A 15607-nucleotide genomic window follows, 5' to 3' on the forward strand; every position below is an offset into this window, starting at 1 on the left:
ATCTCCCCTCTTGTGGGGGAGATGGCCGGCAGGCCAGAGGGGGGTAGCGATAAGCGCTTCTTTGCTGATGGTCGCTTCTACCATCCGGATGGACGAGCACGGTTCGTCGCCCTCAAGCCCGTCATCTGCGATCGAACCAATTCCGAATACCCCTTCACCCTCAACACCGGCCGCATTCGCGACCAGTGGCACACGATGACGCGGACTGGCAAAAGCGCCCGGCTCTCCTCTCATATCGCCGAGCCCTTCGCCGAGCTGCATCCGCGCGACGCGATCGAGATCGGCGTCGGCAATGCGACGCTGGTCGAAATCGAAAGCCCGCATGGCAAGGCAATCGTGCGCGCCTTGATCACCGAGCGGCAGGCCCGCAGCAGCATTTTCGTGCCCATGCACTGGAACGACCAGTTCGCCGCCAAGGCCCGGATCGACGCCGTCGTCGCGCCGATCACCGATCCAGTATCCGGCCAGCCGGCCTCCAAGAATGTCGCGGTCGCGGCAAGGCCTTTCGCCGTTGCGTCGTACGGCTTCGCCGTTTCGGCAGCCAAGCCCGACGGACTTGATGCTCCCTATTGGGCGCTGGCGAAGGCCGATGGTGGCTGGCGGCTCGAGATCGCCGTCGATCAGCAGGTGGAAGACTGGTCGCTTTGGTGTCGCCGCACGTTCGCCATTCCCGAAGAGATCGAGCCGCTCGGTTACGTGGATCGGCAATCAGGAGACGTCAGGCTTGCCTTCTTCGATGGCGGCCGGCTTCTCGCCGCCCTCTTCATTGCCCGGCAGCCGGTGGCCGTCGCGCGCAATTGGGCGATCGCGCAGCTTGTCGCGTCGCACGACCAGCCGCGCAAGCGCTTCGCGCTGGTCGCCGGCCGGCCCGGCGCCGACATGCCGGATCCTGGTGCCACCGTGTGCTCCTGCCTCGGCGTCGGCGTCAACCAAATCATCGCCGCCGTGCGCGGCGGTTGCCACAGCGTCGAGGCGATCGGTTCGCAGACCAAGGCCGGAACCAATTGCGGCTCCTGCCGCGCGGAAATCAGGGGGATCATCGATGGATGTCTTGCAGCAGCAGCGGAATGATAGGCCGGCCCGCATGGAGCCGCTCTCCAAGCTCCCAGTCTTTTGGGCCTTGGAAGGCAAACGCGTCGCGGTTGCCGGCGGCACGGATGCGGCGGCCTGGAAGGCCGAGTTGCTCGCGGCCTGCGGCGCTCATGTCGAGATATTCGCCGAAGACCTCGGCGATGTGTGCACGGCCCTTGTCGCACGCAGGCCGGAGCATTCATCCGCAAACATTCGCCACCATCAGCGGGAATGGCGGGCAGCTGACCTCGCAGAGGCTGCCCTCGCGATCGGCGATTGCGAAGATGGCGACGAAGCCCAACGCTTCTTCGAAGCTGCCCGCGCCATGGGCGTACCCGTCAACGTCATCGACAAGCCTGATTATTGCCAGTTTCAGTTCGGCTCAATCGTCAATCGCTCGCCCGTCGTTGTCGCCATTTCGACGGATGGCGCCGCCCCGATCCTTGCCCAGGCGATCCGCCGGCGGATCGAAACCTTGCTGCCACAGGCGCTGAAGGGTTGGGCGGGCTTGGCGCAGGCGCTGCGAGATCAGATCAACGAGCGGCTAGCGCCGGGCCCCTTGCGCCGCGCCTTCTGGGAGACATTCGTCGATCGCGCCTTTTCAAGTTCGGATACGCCGGAGGAGGGCGTTGGCGGGCTGCTTCTCGAGGAAGCCGAAAGGCTTCGGGGAGCGCCCGCCCACACATCTCAAGGCCGCGTCACGTTGGTTGGAGCCGGCCCCGGCGACGCTGAACTGTTGACGCTCAAGGCCGTGCGGGCTTTGCAGGCGGCCGATGTGATCCTGTTCGATGATCTGGTCTCCACTGAGGTGCTGGAGCTTGCCCGCCGGGAAGCCAAGCGGATGCTTGTCGGCAAACGCGGCGGTCGCACAAGCTGCCGTCAGGAAGATATCAACGACATGATGGTCAAACTCGCCAAGGCGGGCAAGCGCGTCGTTCGGCTGAAATCCGGCGACCCGATGATCTTCGGCCGCGCTGGCGAGGAGATCGCGCATCTGGACCGAGAAGGCATCCCCGTCGACGTCGTTCCCGGCATCACGGCGGCGAGCGCGATGGCGTCCCGTCTCGGCATCTCGCTCACCCATCGCGATCACGCCCAATCCGTGCGCTTCATCACCGGCCACTCCCGCCATGGCGGCCTGCCCGCGGATGTGAACTGGGCAAGCGTCGCCGATCCGCGCACGACCACCGTCTTTTACATGGGCGGTCGGACGGCCGGGTTAATTGCCGAGCGGCTTATCGCGGAAGGGCTTTCGCCGTCCACGCCCGTCATCGTCATGAGCGATGTCAGCCAGCCCACGCAATGTGACTGGCGCGGTTCGCTTGAAGAACTTCACGAGGGCATTGCCATCATCGGGTATGAACAGCCGGTGCTGATTGCCGTCGGCTCGGCACTCGCCGCACGTGAGATGGCGGACCGGAATGGTAATCAGCAGAAGCTGGACCTGCAGCGCGAGGCCTGTTGATCAAGCGCCTCCGAGGACTTTTGCAGAGAGTGACGCAGAAGGCCTACAATTTCAGGCAAGCCGCGAGATGTAACTTGACTAATAAACTCATAAAATAATAAACGGGGGTCAATTCCAAGGGAGTGACCCACCAATGCGCCTTACCGGCAAAATCCAAGCACTAGCCGCCGCCCTCTTCCTCTCGACCGCCTTGCCGGCCCTGGCCGATACCGTCACCATCAAGGACGTGACAGGGCGAAGCGTCGAGGTGAACACGCCCGTGAAGCATATGATTCTCGGCGAAGGCCGGCAGATCTACTTCCTCGCCGCGCTCGACAAGGAAAACCCCTTCGAACACGTGGTCGGCTGGCGCGACGATCTGCCCAAGGCGGATCCGGAATCCTATGACGCCTATCTTGCCAAGTATCCTGATATCGCCAAGCTGCCGACATTCGGCGGCATGAAGGATGGCACCTTCGATATCGAGCAGGCCGTGGCGCTGAAGCCCGACGTCATCCTGATGAACATCGACGCCAAGACCGCGACGGAAGAAGCAGGCTATATCGAAAAGCTCGGCAAGGTCGGTATTCCCCTCGTCTACGTGGATTTCCGCGAGAAGCCGATGGAAAACACTGAGCCGAGCATGCGCGTTATGGGCCAGCTGATGGGCAAGGAAGCGGTCGCCGAGGATTTCATCAAGTTCCGCGCCGACAGCATCAAGCGCGTGACCGATGTGCTCGAGAAGAACAACCCGAAAAAGCCGGTGGTCTTCGTTGAGCGCGCCGGCGGCTATTCGGATGATTGCTGCATGTCCTTCGGCAACGAGAATTTCGGCAAGATGGTCGAGATCGCCGGCGGCATCAACATGGCCAAGGATATCATCCCCGGCACGTTCGGAACGGTCAATCCGGAGCAGGTCATCGCCTCCAACCCGGATCAGATCATCGTGACCGGCGGCAATTGGGACAAGTACGTCCCCGGCGGCGCCTGGGTGGGCGTCGGTTACGGCGCTGACCTGAAGGAAGCTCAACGGAAGCTCGAGGCACTGACCAAGCGCCCCGCCTTCACCGGCGTCAAGGCCGTTGCCGATGGCAATGTGCATGCCATCTGGCACCAGTTCTACAACAACCCCTATCAGTTCGTCGCGATCCAGGAGATGGCGAAGTGGCTGCATCCGGATCTCTTCGCCGATCTCGATCCTGAAGCGACCTTCAAGGAAATGCACGCCCGCTTCCTGCCGCTGGATTACAAGCAGGGTTACTTTGTCTCTCTGAAGGACATGTGAGCATGGCTGTCAGCGCCATCGAGACATCGACAACGGGGCGCGTGCAATATCGCGCCCTTGCCTTGCGCCGCATCCTGATCCTGCTCGCGCTCACCATCGCGCTGTGTTTCAGCATCGCGCTCGATATGGCGCTCGGACCGGCCAACTATTCGCTCTCGGACGTGCTTTCCGCACTTGCCGACCCGAGTGCAGTGGCCGCGCAGCTGCGGGTGATCATCTGGGATATCCGCATGCCGATCGCCCTGATGGCGGTTACGGTCGGAGCATCCTTGTCGGTTGCCGGCGCGCAGATGCAGACCATCCTCTCCAACCCGCTCGCGAGCCCGTTTACGCTGGGGATCTCGGCGGCCGCGAGCTTCGGTGCAGCGCTTGCGCTGGTCGGCGGCGTTTCGCTGTTTCCCGGCGCCATCCAGTACATGGTGCCGCTCAACGCCTTCCTGATGGCGATGGCCGCGGCGCTCTTCATTCATTTCGCGTCGACGATGCGCGGCGTGAGCGTCGAGACCATCGTGCTGCTCGGCATCGCGCTGGTCTTCACCTTCAACGCGGCCTTGTCGCTGCTGGAATATCTGGCCTCCGAGCAGGCGCTCGCAGCCGTAGTATTCTGGACCATGGGGAGCCTCACCAAGGCGACATGGCCGAAGGTCTGGTTCACGGCCGCCGTTCTCGTCGTGACCGTTCCCCTGTTCATGAAGGATGCCTGGGCGTTGACCGCACTGCGGCTCGGCGACGACAAGGCGGCCAGCATGGGCGTCAATGTGCGTCGCCTGCGGCTGCAGACGATGATGATCGTCAGCCTGCTCGCCGCCATACCCGTCTCCTTCGTGGGCACTATCGGTTTCGTCGGCTTGGTCGGTCCGCATATCGCGCGCATGGTCGTCGGCGAGGATCAACGCTTCTTCTTGCCGGGAGCCGTCATCTGCGGCGCGCTTCTTCTGTCCGTAACATCGGTGGTGAGCAAGGTGCTCATTCCCGGCGCCATCCTGCCGATCGGCGTGATTACGGCGCTGGTGGGCGTGCCGTTCTTCTTCGTCCTCATTTTCAGTAACAGGAGACGCGCATGGTAGCGCTCGCGCTCAAAAACGTTGGCGCGACCTATGGTCGGGTCAAGGTGCTCCAGGATGTCGGGATCGACGATCTTCGCGGCGGCAGCGTCACCGCGATCATCGGGCCGAACGCAGCCGGCAAGTCCACGCTCTTCAAGCGCATCGCCTCGCTGATCAAGGGACCGGGGCTGGTCGAACTCTCCGATACCGAGGCCGGCCCGAGAACGATCTGTTACATGCCGCAGGACACCGGCGCCAACGCCGTGTTGACGGTCTACGAGTCAGTATTGCTGTCGGCCAAGCAAGGCAGCGGCTGGCGAGTGGCTGACGAGGAACTGGCGGCGATCGACCGGCTCTTGAAGGCGCTGCGCATCGACGATCTCGCCTTTCGCGGGCTTGGCGAACTTTCCGGCGGTCAGCGCCAGCTGGTCTCGCTTGCCCAGGCGCTCATCCGCAATCCGGAAGTCCTGCTCATGGACGAGCCGACCTCGGCGCTCGATCTGCACCGGCAGGTGGAGGTGCTGGACTTCATCTCCGCCACGGCCAAACGCGACGGCATGATCGTCCTCATCGCGCTTCACGATCTCAATCACGCGCTGCGCTATTGCGAGAACACCGTCGTCATCAGCAACGGCAAGATGGCGGCGAGTGGCAAGACCGGAGACGTGATCACCAAGACCATGCTGCGCGATATCTACAAGATCGACGCTCGCATCGAACACTGCTCGCAGGGAACGCCGCTCGTCATCGTCGACGGCGCCATCTGATCGCTTAGACTGTGGCCTGCGCTGCGCCAAACACCTTGGCGCGGCGTACCGTCACGAAGCCGCGATCTCCCGCCCGGACAGAGCGCTCTGGCTCGACGTCGAATTCCAGTTGCACGCCGCTTTCGGTGCTCGCCAGAATGCGGCGACCATCCGGCCGGTCGAGAACACGGTCGACGCTGGCGCCGATGCCGGGGCCGTCTCCGGACCAATCGAGGTCGGCCGGGCGCGCATAGATCTCGCCAGTGCCATCGGCCATGCCGGGTGCGGCAACCGAAGCGCCGCCGGCGTACGCGACGCCGGCTCGAATTTCGGCCGGCAACACGTTCGCATCACCCAAGAATTTCATCACGAAGGCCGATTGCGGATCGCGGCAGACCTGCTCGGGCGTGCCCTCCTGAACGATCTTGCCGTCCTTCAGGATAACGACACGGTCGGCAAGATCGAGCGCCTCTTCCTGATCGTGGGTCACGAAGATGGTGGTGATGCCGAGCTCGTGGTGGATCTCGCGCAGCCAGCGGCGCAGATCGTGACGGACATTGGCGTCGAGCGCTCCGAACGGCTCGTCGAGAAGCAGCACCTTCGGATCGACGGAGAGCGCACGGGCAAGCGCCACGCGCTGGCGCTGTCCGCCGGAGATTTGTGCCGGGAACCGGTCGCCCAGCCCCTCCAGCCGCACGAGGCGCAGCAGCTCGGTGACGCGCGCTTCAATCGCGGCCTTGTCGCGCTTGACCTTCGACACCTTCATGCCGAAGGCGATGTTTTCGCCGACCGTCATGTGCGGGAAGAGCGCGTAATGCTGAAAGACGAAGCCGACGCCGCGATCGCGCACCGGAATGTCGGTCGCATCCTGGTCGCCGAAGAAGATCTGGCCGCCATCCGAATATTCGAGGCCGGCGACCATCCGCAGGATCGTGGTCTTGCCGGAACCCGACGGCCCCAGCAGCGCGAGAAGTTCGCCGCTGCGGATATCCAGCGAGACGTCGCGCACGGCGCGGAACGTGTCGAAGGTTTTGACGACGTGGTCGAGGCGGATCTTCATGAATTTTTCTCTGCTGGCTGGGCAACAAGGACAGGACGCGCGGCGGGCTTGGCGCTGCTGGAGCGGCGGCCGGCGCCCTGGCGCTCAAGCGCTACCTTGGCGATGATGGTGAAGATGGCGATGACCGCCAGGATCGAGGCTGCGGCGAAGGCGCCGGTTGCCTGATAATCGTGATAGAGCAGCTCGATGTGCAGCGGCAGCGTATTTGTCTGGCCGCGAATATTGCCCGAGACCACAGACACGGCGCCGAACTCGCCCATCACGCGCGCATTGCAAAGCACGACGCCGTAGAGCATCGCCCATTTGATGTTCGGCAGCGTGACCGAGAAGAACGTGCGCCAACCGGACGCGCCAAGCGACGTCGCCGCTTCTTCGAGATCGCGCCCTTGCGCCTGCATCAGGGGGATAAGTTCGCGCGCAACGAAGGGTGCGGTCACGAACATCGAGGCGAGCACGATCCCCGGAATCGCGAACAGGATCTTGATGTCATAAGCCTCGAGCGTCGACCCGAAGATGCCCTGCAGCCCGTAGACGAAGAGATAGGCAACGCCGGCCACGATCGGCGACACGGAGAACGGCACCTCGATCAGCACCAGCAGGAAGCGCTTGCCCCAGAAATCGAACTTGGTGATCGACCACGCGGCCGCGACGCCGAAGGCGGTGTTGATGGGCACGGCGATCAGCGCGGTCAGCACCGTCAGCATGATCGCATGCAGCGTATCGGGATGGCTGATCGTGGCGCTATAGACCTGCCAGCCCTTGGCGAAGGCTTCGACCCCGATGATCACGAGCGGCGCCGGGATGAGGAACGCGCCGATGATGAGCACTAAGCCGATCAAGGTGCGTCGGACGATCGGCTGATCGCCGACGCGCGGAGGTTTGCGGCGGGTGGGAATGCTGCTCATGATCAGTTCCTCACCGTGTATCGGAGCGCCCGCGCCTGCATCCAGTTGGTCAGTGCCAGCATGAGGAAGGCTGTCAGCAGCAGGACGGAGGCGATCGCGGCGGCGGCTTGGTAGTCGTATTCCTCAAGCCGGATGAAGACGAGCAGTGCTGTGATCTCCGTCGACATCGGCTGGTTGCCGGCGATGAAGATGATGGCGCCGAATTCACCAAGCGAGCGGGCGAAGGACAAGGACACGCCGGCAAGCAGCGCCGGCATCAACAGCGGCAGCATGACCTTGCGGAAGATCGTCCAATCCGAACCACCCAGCGACTGCGCGGCCTCCTCGTAAGCAGGATCGAGATCCTCAAGAACCGGCTGCACCGTGCGCACTATGAAGGGAAGGCTGGTGAAGCACATGGCGACCATGATGCCGATCGGCGTATAGGCGACCTTGATGCCGATACCTTCAAGCACCGAGCCGAACCAGCCGTTTGCCGCAAACAGCGTCGTCAGCGCGATACCGGCCACGGCCGTCGGCAGCGCGAATGGCAGATCGACCATCGCATCGACAAGCCGCCAGCCGGGGAAGCGATAGCGCGTCAGCACCCAGGCAAGCGCGAAGCCGAAAAACAGGTTGAAGATTGTGGCGCCGAGCGCCGAGAGCACCGTGACCCGATAGCTTGCGAGCGCGCGCGAGGATGACACGATGCGCCAGTAGTCCTCTGGCCCAAGGCTTGCGGCCTTGAACACCAGGGCAGCCAGAGGCAGGACGACGATAAGGCCAACATAGAGAAGGGTCACACCCAGCGACAGGCGTAATCCGGGCAGGACATTGCGTCTCAAGCGGTCATTCCCTGTTTCATAAGTCCTGCTCTGCAAGCACGATGACGAAAGCGGCCCGGCGGGCAAACGCCAGCCGGGCCAAGCGATGTGATATCCGGTTAGGGCTTACCGGCTGCCATAAAGCTTGTCGAGAATGCCGCCGGAAGCGAAATGCTCCTTCTGGATCTTTTCCCAGCCGCCGAAGGTATCATCGACATTGACGAGGCGGATCGCCGGGAACTGGTCCTTGAACTCGCCGATCACCTTCTCATCGCGAACGCGATGGCCGAACTGCGCGGCAATCCGCTGGCCTTCTTCGGTGTAGAGGAAGTCGAGATAGGACTTCGCGAGCGCTTCTGAGCCATGCTTGGCGGCGACCTTGTCGACCACGGCGACGGGGAATTCGGCAAGCAGGCTGACGGACGGGATCACGCCCTGAACCTTGTCGGAACCGTACTGCTTCTCGATGCCGCGCGTCTCGGCCTCGAAGGTGATCAGGACATCGCCGGTCTCGCGCTCGACGAAGGTGGTCGTGGACGCGCGGCCGCCGGTGTCGAAGACCGGCACGTTGTCGAAGATCTTGGTGATGTAGGCTTCGATCTTGCCTTCGTCACCCTTGTACGCTTCCTTGGCCCAGGCATAGGCGGCGAGATAGGTGTAGCGCGCATTGCCCGATGTCTTCGGGTTCGGGAAGACCGCATGCACGTCGTCACGCGCCAGATCGCCCCAGTCCTTGATGTTCTTCGGGTTGCCGGCGCGCACCAGAAAGGATGGGAAGGAATAGAATGGCGACGCGTTGTTCGGGAAAGCCTTCGCCCAATCCTTGGAGACGAAACCGTTCTTCGCGAGGAAATCGATGTCCGTCGACTGGTTGAACGTCACGACGTCGGCCTCGAGGCCCTCGATGATCGAGCGCGCCTGCTTGGAGGTGCCGGCATGCGACTGGTCGATCGTGATGCCCGGATGCTGCTTGATGAAGGCTTCGTTCTCCGAAGCAAAAAGCTCGCGCGACACGTCATAGGATGCGTTGAGAAGCTTCGTCGGCTCTGCGGCATGGGCCTGAACGGAGAAAAGGGCAGCAAGTGCTGTGCCGAGAATCAGAAGGCGGTTCATCTATCGCTCCGGTGTTTTACTATGCGGTGAAACTAATCGGACCGCCTCCAGATCGCGAGGAACCACCGCCCCCGCTTGCGGACCGGCTTAGAAATTCTGTCCTTTTTTCGCCATATTTCGCGGTGGTTTTGCTTCATGCTGCGCTACACTCTACTCGCGAAGCGTTCCTAAGCCTCTGCCAGCAAACCGCTTTCCCCGCATCGGGAATTTGAGCGGGCCTAATAAAAATCATGACTTCTCTGTCCACGACATGGCCCTTGCGCTCGTCGAGGCTTTGGCGTATCACCCCGACATCACAGGGGTGCTCCGTAATGCCGGGGCTGAGATACGGTCGCATGATCGTGGACTCTCAAGCTGATCTGGATAATGCCAGCGGAGCGAGGTAGAGCGATGTTTTCCGGCGCGCAGATTTCACTGTATCCCATGACCGACGATTTCGTCGGTGTCATCACCCGTGCGCTTTCCGCGCTTGATCCCCATCGTGACAGGTTGCGGATCGAGACCGATGATATCTCTACGCTGATCATCGGCACGCCCGATGTGGTCTTCGCCGCCATGCGCGATCTGTTCGCGGCGGCCGCCAGCAGCGGCAAGCATTGCGTGCTACACGCCACCATCTCGCGCGGTTGCCCGGGAGAGCCTGACGACCCGATCTGCCAGACGCCCGAACTGACCGGCCCCATGGCGCCGCTCGACGAGCGCAAGGCAAGGGCGCACCAAGCGGTCAAGGACGCGCCTGTCATCGGCCAGGAAACGGCCGCGCAGTTCTCGCTCTATACGCTCGGGATCGACGGCCACATGGACGAGATCTACGGCTGCATCGACTTCCTGAAGAATTCGGGCGTCTTCGAGAAATCGAAGAACTTCTGCACGAAGCTGCGCGGCGACACCGGCGCGGTGTTTTCGACCGTGCACGAGGCGCTGGTGCGCTTCGGCCCTCCGGCGGGCCATGTGACGATCGACCTTACCGTTTCGGCAAACAGCCCGTCCAAGCGCTAAGCGCCGCCCCACGCTCGCGTTCAAAACGGTTCTATCATGTCGACATCACGTCTGCCTTCGCGGCAGGTCGTTTCCGGCCTGCACCATCATATCCGTACCGGTCTAAGCCGGGCTCTGCCGGCGATCGCGGCCGTCTGCCTTCTGGTGGCGGCCTGGGAAGCCTATGTCCGCCTGTCCGGCATCTCGCCCACGACCTTGCCCTCGCCGTCCCGCGTGCTCGCGCAGACCTTCCAGTCCCGGCAGGCCCTGTTCGACAACACGCTGCCGACTTTGCGGGCGACGCTCGCCGGTTTCGGCTGCTCGCTTGCGGCCGCCTTCATCCTGTCGGTGCTAATTGACTTCTGCCAGCCGCTTCGTCGGGCGCTGTTTCCCCTCTTCATCATCAGCCAGACGCTGCCGCTGGTCGCCATCGCGCCACTGATCGTTCTGTGGTTCGGCTTCGGCCTGACGCCGAAGATTCTGCTTGTCGCACTCGTCACCTTCTTCCCGATGCTAGTGGCGCTTTGCCAGGGCTATCAATCGACCGAAGACGAACTGCAGCAACTCGTGGCTTCGATGGGGGCGCCGCGCTGGAAGCAGTTCCTGCTTGCCCGGCTGCCATCCGCCCTGCCCTTCTTCTTCGCCGGGCTGCGTATATCCATCACCTATGCCGTCGTCGGCGCGATCTTCGCGGAATATGCGGGTGCTGCCAAAGGGCTCGGCATCTACATGCTGAACGCCAAGAACAATTTCCGGCCCGACCTGGTGCTGGCCGCCGTGTTCGTCAGCGCCGTGCTGACCCTCACTCTGTTCGGCCTCACCGTCATCGCCGAACATCTGGCCATGCCATGGGCGAGACGCGGAAAGGGGAGCGCCCGATGACCGCGCCACGCCTGGAACTTGAGCACATCACCTGCCGCTACGGCGAAACCTCTGTTTTGGCGGACATCTCGCTGACGGTCAAACCCGGCGAATTCGTATCCATTCTCGGGCCTTCGGGCTCCGGCAAATCCACACTCTTCAAGCTGCTGACCGGCGCGCGTAGGCCTGAAGGCGGCAGCATGCGCTTCGACGGCCAGACACTCGACGGAACGATCCGCCCCTTCGCCTTCATGCCGCAGCGCGACGCGCTGATGCCGTGGCGGCGCATAATCGACAACACCACGCTCGGCCTCGAGGTCCAGGGCATACGCCGCGCCGAGGCGCGCCGGCGGGTGCTGCCTTTGTTTTCCGAATTCGGCCTCGACGGCTTCGAACAGCACTATCCGGCGGCATTGTCCGGCGGCATGCGGCAGCGCGCGGCACTGCTGCGCACCGTGGTACAGCACAAGCCGATGCTCTTGCTCGACGAACCCTTCGGCGCGCTCGACGCCTTGACGCGTGCCGGCATGCAGCGCTGGCTGGAGAAGATGTGGTCGCAGCACGACTGGACCGCGATGCTCGTCACTCACGATGTGCGCGAAGCGGTCTATCTCTCCGATCGCATCTATATCTTCTCACCTCGCCCGGCCCGCATCATCCGCGAGATCACCATCGATCTGCCACGCCCGCGCATCTTGGACGGCGCAGCGCGGGCGCTTGCGGCCGAAATCGAGGCTGACATTCTCGACACGCTTTTCAATGCCCCGAACGACGCCACAATGACCAACCTGGAGGAACCACGATGAAAAAACCGATGCTGACCCGCCGCGCAGCCCTGGCTTCAGCCGCAGGTCTTGCTCTGACGCTGCCAATGTCGCCGCTTCTGTCGAAGCCGGCCCGCAGCGAAGAAAAGCGCCCCGTCAGGGTCGCGCTGGACTGGACGCCCAATACCAACCACATCGGCCTCTTCGTGGCCCGCGACAAGGGATTTTACCGCGATGCGGGCCTCGACGTGGAAATCCTGCCCTATACGGACACCTCGGCCGGCACGCTCGTCGCCAATCATGTCGCTGATTTCGGCATTGACGGCGCCATCGGCCTCATGACCCAGCGGACAGCTGGCGCTGATCTCGTCGCGACCTACGCCATCGTCCAGACTGAGACCGGCCGTCTCGTCTTCAATGCCGATCGCGACGACATTCGCAGCCCGAGGGATCTCGACGGCAAGACCTATGGCGGCTTCGGCAGCGCCTGGGAGAACGCGCTGATCGGTTCGCTCATCCGGCATGATGGCGGCAAGGGCGAATTCGAGACCGTGACGCTCGGCACCTCCGCCTATCAGGCGCTGGCCAACGGCAGCGTCGACTTCACGCTCGAGGTCTACACCTGGGAAGGCGTGCAGGCGGAACTCGAGGGTGTGAAGCAACGCGCCTTCCGCTACGCCGATTATGGCGTTCCGGACGAGCACACCACGCTGCTCGCCTCCAGCCAAGCATTTCTGAACGAAAAGCCGGAACTCGCCCGTGCCTTTCTGCAGGCGACCCGCAAAGGCTACGACTTCGCGGTGGATCACCCCGACGACGCGGTCGAGCTCATGATCGCGGCCAATAGCGACGCACTGACCAATCGTGCGCTTGTGGAGGCCTCGTTGAAGGCGCTGATCGCGGGGTATTACTTCCGTTCGGAGGATGGGATTACCGGTCGCATCGATTCGGCCAAGATGAAGGCGATCGGCGACTATCTGTTCCAGTCGAAAATCCTTAAGGATGCCGACGGCAAGGCGCTTACGGCCGCGCCCGACTTCTCGCGCTTCTTTACGAACACGCCGCTGGACGCTGCCTGACCGGCCCGCATCAGACAAGACACGCCACAAGCTCTAGAAATGCATTCGAGCGATCGAGACATTCGGCCGCTCGAACACGTTTATCAACCCGGACCATGTGCCGGGTAGGAAAGCGCGCGCGTTCGTGCTCTCTTGGCGCTATCAGGTGTCATTTCGGGACGCCAACGGCTATAGTTTATTGGATATTAAGAACGTTGGACGAGACTCGCCTAGCCGTGACAGCGAAGCATGTAAATCGATGCAAGCAAGAATCGCTTGCATGAATGGCATGGCGGAAAACATGGAACATGAAGGTTTCGATTTACCGTTCCTCCTCAAGGAGATTGATATCCTTGCGGATGAACTCAGCAAGCTGCCCCCGTCGATGGACAGGACAGCGCTGGAACTTAGACTGGCACAGATGCGCCAGATCGTTGAACTGCGGCATACGCGCCGCGGCATGAAAAACCTCGACCCAAACTGACGGTTCGACTGTTATCATGTGGCACACTCGCCTGCCGCGGTCGCGGCAAGCGTCGATCCAGCCGCCCACTCATGACCTGAGCGCGTTGTGGCCGTAGCGAGGATTGTGCTTCGATATTCCCGCCAAAGAGGCTAATAAGCGCGCAAGCGAATGAGAGGAATTGGCCATGGAACCGGACACCGTAACGATTGACAACCGCAACGACTTTTCGCTCTGGGCGATCGAGCGCGCAAAGCTGATCGTCAGCGAACAGGGAACGGCGCTTGCACTTGCGGCGCGCGACATGGACGACGCCGGGATCGGTCAGGCCGGCAACGCGCTCGGCCAGGCCATCGCCGACGCAATGCTCGAAGTATTCGACGGGCTGATGAATGGCGTCGCCGAGGAATAACCCGTTCGGCGCGGCCCGATATTCTTCGGGAACCTTTTTGCGGCTGACGGGTTTTATCTCCGCAACGTATTGAAATCCGCGTTGCTGGATCAGCAAGCCCAATGCAGTCCAACCAAAAGCCCGGTGCAGCCCCTCGCACCGGGTTTTTTTCCATGCGCGGTACCGGGGCGCCCACGCTTGATGCATAAAGAACATACTATATGTTAAGGGCGCGGTGGCAGCTTTGCACGGCTACCGCCAATCAAATGCGCTTCGAGGGGTATAGAGCGTTGGACACGAGACCATGGATGATCCCTGTTCTGATCGCCTGCCGGCGCAGTGGCGCCGTTTATACCGTCACGAGTACCCGTGAAGCGCTCAAACTGCTTTTCACCGCTTGGCCCGTCGCCGAAGGCAAAGCCTACTTTTCCGCCTTGGAAGTGTGCGACGGTGTCGCGATCGGCAAGGCATCGCCGGAAGACGCGCGCCTCGCCTTTATCGCCGCCGCCGATGAAGCCAGGGTACCGTATGACGTGGTGCCCGCCGCACCGATTCCGCTGTAGGCAGTGCGAGCGCGCCTACTCCTCGACGCCTTCCTCGAACGTATAGGACGCGCACATTTCGTCGGAGCTCTTCGGCGCATGACGACCGGTGAACACCGCGATCGCGGACAAGCTATCGCCAGCGGACCAATTTGCGACATAGGTGACCGGACCGGAGCCGCAGAGACGATTGCCGTTCAGCAGTTCGGGGTCCGAAGGATCGGCCACGCGATAGACGGACGCTGCTACTCGCTCGCCGTCGACCATGAAGTGATCGGCAACCAGATTGGAAAACGAAAGCTCATCACCCGTTTCAAAGGTGATGCTGAAGTCGTCCATCGAGATATCGCCGGTAACGGACATGGCGGTGTTGCTGACGGCCTTGTACGAGTCGGCCCATGACGGGCTCGCGGCCGACAGCGCAGCGAGCGACAGAATAAGACATGATTTGAAGAAGCGCACGGTGACCTCGGGGGGGAAAAGGCAGGCACGGCAGAGCCGTGCCTGCGCGATGTTACTCGGCTGCCGGTTTTAGGGAGCTGATGATTGCCTGGAGTTCAGGCCCATGCGCCTCCTGCGTTCCCTGCGATCCCCAATAGGTGATAACGAGGAGCTTGCCTGGTTTGGGCGAGAGCAGCGAGAGGCCGATATTGACTGCGCCGTCATTGTCGGTGCCGGTCCAGTCGAAGTTGGTCATGTCCATGCCGTTGATCGGCTCATCGGACTTCTTCTGCGTCGAGCCGTCGACCTTCACGCCGTTCTTTTGAAGAAAGGCAATGGCATCGTCGATGACCTTGTCGGTGCTCTTTTCGTCGGCGACGTCGATCGAGAGGTAAATAGCCGAGTCATCGGACGTCGCCTGGATCCCGGTTTCCGTTTCCTCGGGCTCCCAGCTATCTGGAATGGCGATCTGAGCGATGGGGGCGTCGCTCGGGAATGCAAGCGTCTTGGCCTGGCTGATGCCGGGTATGAGGGCGGCGAGAAGCGCCCCGACGATAATCGTCTTCATGTAAGGTCCCTGGGGGTTAGAGAACATGTGTGCGGGCGCATATTAGCGCTGCGGCGTTAAAAAGATCC

At 62.3% G+C, this 15607-nt stretch carries 17 protein-coding genes and 1 pseudogene; 12 read left to right on the forward strand and 6 right to left on the reverse strand.

Features of this window, described 5'->3' with window-relative positions:
* Positions 1-51: 51 nt before the first annotated feature.
* The 5 genes and pseudogenes from J5286_RS31610 to J5286_RS09545 form a co-directional block, all read left to right on the forward strand.
* Positions 52-1071 (forward strand): annotated as a pseudogene (locus J5286_RS31610) (molybdopterin dinucleotide binding domain-containing protein); the annotation flags it as partial.
* Positions 1043-2536, forward strand: coding sequence for a siroheme synthase CysG (gene cysG / locus J5286_RS09530; protein WP_209190120.1), 1494 nt, complete (start codon positions 1043-1045; stop codon positions 2534-2536). The pseudogene J5286_RS31610 and the gene cysG, both read left to right, overlap by 29 nt.
* 133 nt (positions 2537-2669) lie before the next feature.
* Positions 2670-3800 (forward strand): ABC transporter substrate-binding protein, encoded by a 1131-nt coding sequence (locus J5286_RS09535; protein WP_209190121.1) that lies wholly within the window; start codon positions 2670-2672, stop codon positions 3798-3800.
* 2 nt (positions 3801-3802) lie between these two features.
* Positions 3803-4867, forward strand: coding sequence for a FecCD family ABC transporter permease (locus J5286_RS09540; protein ID WP_209190122.1), 1065 nt, complete (start codon positions 3803-3805; stop codon positions 4865-4867).
* Positions 4861-5613 (forward strand): ABC transporter ATP-binding protein, encoded by a 753-nt coding sequence (locus J5286_RS09545; RefSeq protein ID WP_112981283.1) that lies wholly within the window; start codon positions 4861-4863, stop codon positions 5611-5613. Before J5286_RS09540 ends, J5286_RS09545 begins: the two co-directional genes overlap by 7 nt.
* A gap of 4 nt (positions 5614-5617) precedes the next feature.
* On the opposite strand, the gene J5286_RS09550 is transcribed toward J5286_RS09545, so the two are convergent.
* The 4 genes from J5286_RS09550 to cysP form a co-directional block, all read right to left on the reverse strand.
* Complete coding sequence (locus J5286_RS09550) at positions 5618-6652, reverse strand: sulfate/molybdate ABC transporter ATP-binding protein (protein WP_209190123.1); 1035 nt, start codon at positions 6650-6652, stop codon at positions 5618-5620.
* Positions 6649-7557, reverse strand: a complete 909-nt coding sequence (gene cysW / locus J5286_RS09555; RefSeq protein ID WP_209190124.1) for a sulfate ABC transporter permease subunit CysW — start codon at positions 7555-7557, stop codon at positions 6649-6651. The genes J5286_RS09550 and cysW overlap by 4 nt, the downstream gene beginning before the upstream one ends.
* A gap of 2 nt (positions 7558-7559) precedes the next feature.
* Complete coding sequence (gene cysT / locus J5286_RS09560) at positions 7560-8381, reverse strand: sulfate ABC transporter permease subunit CysT (RefSeq protein WP_209190125.1); 822 nt, start codon at positions 8379-8381, stop codon at positions 7560-7562.
* 105 nt (positions 8382-8486) lie between these two features.
* Positions 8487-9473 carry a thiosulfate ABC transporter substrate-binding protein CysP gene (cysP, locus tag J5286_RS09565; RefSeq protein ID WP_111560607.1) on the reverse strand — a complete coding sequence of 329 codons (987 nt, stop codon included), beginning with the start codon at positions 9471-9473 and terminating at the stop codon, positions 8487-8489.
* Positions 9474-9863: 390 nt separating this feature from the next.
* Here cysP and J5286_RS09570 point away from each other — a divergent pair, with 390 nt between their 5' ends.
* From J5286_RS09570 to J5286_RS09600, 7 genes are all read left to right on the forward strand, one after another.
* Positions 9864-10472, forward strand: a complete 609-nt coding sequence (locus tag J5286_RS09570) for a YkoF family thiamine/hydroxymethylpyrimidine-binding protein (protein ID WP_209190126.1) — start codon at positions 9864-9866, stop codon at positions 10470-10472.
* Positions 10473-10508: 36 nt separating this feature from the next.
* Positions 10509-11333 (forward strand): ABC transporter permease, encoded by an 825-nt coding sequence (locus J5286_RS09575; protein ID WP_245205640.1) that lies wholly within the window; start codon positions 10509-10511, stop codon positions 11331-11333.
* A complete protein-coding gene (locus tag J5286_RS09580) occupies positions 11330-12118 on the forward strand; it encodes an ABC transporter ATP-binding protein (protein WP_209190127.1) in 789 nt (262 codons plus the stop codon). Before J5286_RS09575 ends, J5286_RS09580 begins: the two co-directional genes overlap by 4 nt.
* Complete coding sequence (locus J5286_RS09585; RefSeq protein ID WP_209190128.1) at positions 12115-13155, forward strand: ABC transporter substrate-binding protein; 1041 nt, start codon at positions 12115-12117, stop codon at positions 13153-13155. The genes J5286_RS09580 and J5286_RS09585 overlap by 4 nt, the downstream gene beginning before the upstream one ends.
* Positions 13156-13414: 259 nt before the next feature.
* Entirely contained in the window at positions 13415-13618 is a 204-nt protein-coding gene (locus J5286_RS09590; protein WP_018898056.1) for a hypothetical protein, read from the forward strand.
* A 166-nt stretch (positions 13619-13784) separates the two neighbouring features.
* Positions 13785-14009 (forward strand): hypothetical protein, encoded by a 225-nt coding sequence (locus J5286_RS09595; protein ID WP_209190129.1) that lies wholly within the window; start codon positions 13785-13787, stop codon positions 14007-14009.
* A gap of 287 nt (positions 14010-14296) precedes the next feature.
* Positions 14297-14551 (forward strand): DUF982 domain-containing protein, encoded by a 255-nt coding sequence (locus J5286_RS09600; protein WP_209190130.1) that lies wholly within the window; start codon positions 14297-14299, stop codon positions 14549-14551.
* Positions 14552-14566: 15 nt separating this feature from the next.
* Here the strand turns inward: J5286_RS09600 and J5286_RS09605 are convergent, their stop codons facing one another.
* Both J5286_RS09605 and J5286_RS09610 read right to left on the reverse strand, forming a co-directional pair.
* Positions 14567-14992, reverse strand: coding sequence for a hypothetical protein (locus J5286_RS09605; protein ID WP_209190131.1), 426 nt, complete (start codon positions 14990-14992; stop codon positions 14567-14569).
* 52 nt (positions 14993-15044) lie between these two features.
* The gene (locus J5286_RS09610; protein WP_018898052.1) at positions 15045-15539 is read right to left on the reverse strand and encodes a hypothetical protein; all 495 of its coding nucleotides are present in this window, start codon (positions 15537-15539) and stop codon (positions 15045-15047) included.
* Positions 15540-15607: the final 68 nt, after the last annotated feature.

Origin of the sequence: Rhizobium sp. 16-488-2b (genome assembly GCF_017741815.1) — a bacterium.
Classification (GTDB): Bacteria; Pseudomonadota; Alphaproteobacteria; order Rhizobiales; family Rhizobiaceae; genus Rhizobium.

Excerpts from the sequence above, each read along its gene's own strand:
- cysG (WP_209190120.1), top strand. The coding sequence starts at position 1,043 with ATGGATGTCTTGCAGCAGCAGCGGAATGATAGGCCGGCCCGCATGGAG.
- J5286_RS09535 (WP_209190121.1), top strand. The coding sequence starts at position 2,670 with ATGCGCCTTACCGGCAAAATCCAAGCACTAGCCGCCGCCCTCTTCCTC.
- J5286_RS09540 (WP_209190122.1), top strand. The coding sequence starts at position 3,803 with ATGGCTGTCAGCGCCATCGAGACATCGACAACGGGGCGCGTGCAATAT.
- J5286_RS09545 (WP_112981283.1), top strand. The coding sequence starts at position 4,861 with ATGGTAGCGCTCGCGCTCAAAAACGTTGGCGCGACCTATGGTCGGGTC.
- J5286_RS09550 (WP_209190123.1), bottom strand. The coding sequence starts at position 6,652 with ATGAAGATCCGCCTCGACCACGTCGTCAAAACCTTCGACACGTTCCGC.
- cysW (WP_209190124.1), bottom strand. The coding sequence starts at position 7,557 with ATGAGCAGCATTCCCACCCGCCGCAAACCTCCGCGCGTCGGCGATCAG.
- cysP (WP_111560607.1), bottom strand. The coding sequence starts at position 9,473 with ATGAACCGCCTTCTGATTCTCGGCACAGCACTTGCTGCCCTTTTCTCC.
- J5286_RS09570 (WP_209190126.1), top strand. The coding sequence starts at position 9,864 with ATGTTTTCCGGCGCGCAGATTTCACTGTATCCCATGACCGACGATTTC.
- J5286_RS09575 (WP_245205640.1), top strand. The coding sequence starts at position 10,509 with ATGTCGACATCACGTCTGCCTTCGCGGCAGGTCGTTTCCGGCCTGCAC.
- J5286_RS09580 (WP_209190127.1), top strand. The coding sequence starts at position 11,330 with ATGACCGCGCCACGCCTGGAACTTGAGCACATCACCTGCCGCTACGGC.
- J5286_RS09585 (WP_209190128.1), top strand. The coding sequence starts at position 12,115 with ATGAAAAAACCGATGCTGACCCGCCGCGCAGCCCTGGCTTCAGCCGCA.
- J5286_RS09590 (WP_018898056.1), top strand. The coding sequence starts at position 13,415 with ATGAATGGCATGGCGGAAAACATGGAACATGAAGGTTTCGATTTACCG.
- J5286_RS09595 (WP_209190129.1), top strand. The coding sequence starts at position 13,785 with ATGGAACCGGACACCGTAACGATTGACAACCGCAACGACTTTTCGCTC.
- J5286_RS09600 (WP_209190130.1), top strand. The coding sequence starts at position 14,297 with ATGATCCCTGTTCTGATCGCCTGCCGGCGCAGTGGCGCCGTTTATACC.
- J5286_RS09610 (WP_018898052.1), bottom strand. The coding sequence starts at position 15,539 with ATGAAGACGATTATCGTCGGGGCGCTTCTCGCCGCCCTCATACCCGGC.